Origin of the sequence: Pelagibacterium xiamenense (assembly GCF_021166475.1) — a bacterium.
In the GTDB taxonomy this organism is placed as follows: domain Bacteria; phylum Pseudomonadota; class Alphaproteobacteria; order Rhizobiales; family Devosiaceae; genus Pelagibacterium; species Pelagibacterium xiamenense.
The window spans coordinates 1-2124 of record NZ_JAJOYS010000007.1; the positions used below are offsets into that span (position 1 = coordinate 1).

Sequence of the window (2124 nt, forward strand, 5' to 3'; positions counted from 1 at the left end):
GGTACTGTGCCTCAAGGTACGGGAGAGTAGGTCGCCGCCAGGTCTAGAAAGTGCAAACGCATACCCTTCTCAAAAAACACATAAGCCCTCCATACGGAGGGCTTTTTTGCGTTTGAAGGCCGAACACAATCTCGGGAAACGCCGACATGGAAACGCCACTTCGTGCCGACTGCTCGCGCTGCGCCGGGCTTTGCTGTGTGGCTCTGGCGTACGACCGGTCCACGGCCTTTCCGTTCGACAAGCCGGCCGGCGTCCGCTGCCGGCATCTGGAGAGCGACTACACGTGCTCTATCCATTCCGAACTCTCCGCGCGTGGTTTTTCCGGATGCGTGCATTTCGATTGCCTGGGTGCAGGGCAAAAGGTCACGGCCTTGTTTGACGGACGTCCCTGGCGCGACGAGGAGACGCTGAAGCCTGCCGTCATCGATACCTTTCGCCGCATGCGCCGGATCCACGAGCTCATGTCTCTTGTCGCCGAGGCCGGGCGCCTGCCGCTCGGGCAGGGGCAAGAGCAACAGCGTACGGCGCTGCTCAATGCGCTCGAGGGGGTGGCGAATCGGCCCCTGGAAACATTGGAGGCGTTCGATCGCAGTACGCTGCCGGGCGAGGTGAGACGCTTCCTCGAGGGGCTTCGAGACGCAGCCCTGGAATACGCCTCCCAAAGCCGCGACGGCACGCGAGCTGTGCCGAGAACCGCTGGACGCGCGCATACGTAGTTTGCCGAATTGGAAGACTCCGTGACCCCCGCTAAGGTTTTGATCCTAAGCAGGAGGGTGCAATGAGGCTTGTGCTGTTCGTATATCAACCATCCGGATCCTGGGATATTCAACGCCGGCAGTTCCGGGTCGTCGCCCGGGAGGCGGAAAATGTCGGTTATGCCCTCGGCCAGAGTGTTCTTTTATGTGAGCGGCAGAACCAGCATCTGGGCTATTTCGCCATCGGACGGTTGAGCGCGCACGCCGTAACCGGCCGCGACGTAACCGAGCACGTGCTGACCGTTGCCGATGTCGCCTATTTCGATCGCGCGGTCATGGTCGAAAACACCGGCGGGAGCGCGGTCTTCGCACTCGACGCCCGCACAGACATGGCCCCTGACGATCGCGTGGGACGGATCACTGAAGCTGAATTCGACAGGCTCGCGTCGGCAGGCGGGCTGTTGCCCGATGCCACGGCGTCCCGGAGGATGGTTCTCGATGGCTTCGCGGACGATCAACGCGCATTTTGGAACGAGGACTATTCCGGGATCGTCGCGCACGGAAATTCCGAGGCGCTTTCCGCACGCGCGATTCGGGCCTATCGCCAGAGCTGCGCCGTGAGCGGACTGACAATCCGGAATCGGCAAGGGAGCCGATGCGAGGCCGTGGCCGTCCCGATCGGGGCCGGTAGCGCGCGTGCGAAAACGCCAACGCAAGTCAGCGACATGATCTGTCTTAACCGGACCTGGGCCTATCTTTACGAGCAGGGGCTAATGGCGATCGCCGGAGACTTCTCGATCTGCGTGAAGGACGGTCTGATTCCCGACATCGTGCTCGCGCAACTTCCCGGGGACGGTCGCATCCGGGTCCCCGAAGATCCAGCGGATTGGCCGGATTCGGACGCTTTGGCGGCCCATTGCGGAACCTATTTCGGATAACGGGCACTGTGGAAAAGGGCTTGAGCGTCATCGAAATGCAATTTTTCAAATACGACCTGTTGACTCGGCAATCGCCTCCCCATATATACCCCGGGCGCTGACGGAAACGGGCCGCACAGTTCCGAGGAAATCAGGCAAGGTTTTGAAAAAAAACGGTTTTCGCTTTTTTCAAAACCGGGTGTTGACAGGCCGAAGCCTCGGCCCTATATACCCCCAGCGCTGACGACGCGGTGCCGAAAACGGCGACGCCGAGGCGAGCTTCACAAAAGGTGGCAGCACACTCTGCCGGTTTCGCAAAGAGCCGGATGGAACAGTGTTCGCGCCGAAATTTGAGAAGTTATAGAATTGACGCCCGTACGGGTGTCCGCTGTTTTGACATTGTGGATTATGAGGAAAGGGAAACGTGGCCGGCGTCTGTTGGTTTTGCGGATCTGGCGTGCTGATGCATTTGTGTTGGTATGTTGGGTCGTTACGAGACAGGTTGATGGTGC

2 protein-coding genes are annotated in these 2124 nt (G+C 60.1%); both read left to right on the top strand.

The features are described from left to right. Nucleotides 1-146: 146 nt before the first annotated feature. Nucleotides 147-716: a hypothetical protein gene (locus LSG43_RS16405; protein WP_231806231.1), complete on the top strand. Its 570-nt coding sequence runs from the start codon at nucleotides 147-149 to the stop codon at nucleotides 714-716. A 62-nt stretch (nucleotides 717-778) separates the two neighbouring features. Next, nucleotides 779-1633, top strand: coding sequence for a hypothetical protein (locus LSG43_RS16410; RefSeq protein ID WP_231806232.1), 855 nt, complete (start codon nucleotides 779-781; stop codon nucleotides 1631-1633). Nucleotides 1634-2124: the final 491 nt, after the last annotated feature.

What these genes read in the sequence shown, in the direction of transcription:
- LSG43_RS16405 (WP_231806231.1), top strand. Translation starts at nt 147, where the DNA reads ATGGAAACGCCACTTCGTGCCGACTGCTCGCGCTGCGCCGGGCTTTGC.
- LSG43_RS16410 (WP_231806232.1), top strand. Translation starts at nt 779, where the DNA reads ATGAGGCTTGTGCTGTTCGTATATCAACCATCCGGATCCTGGGATATT.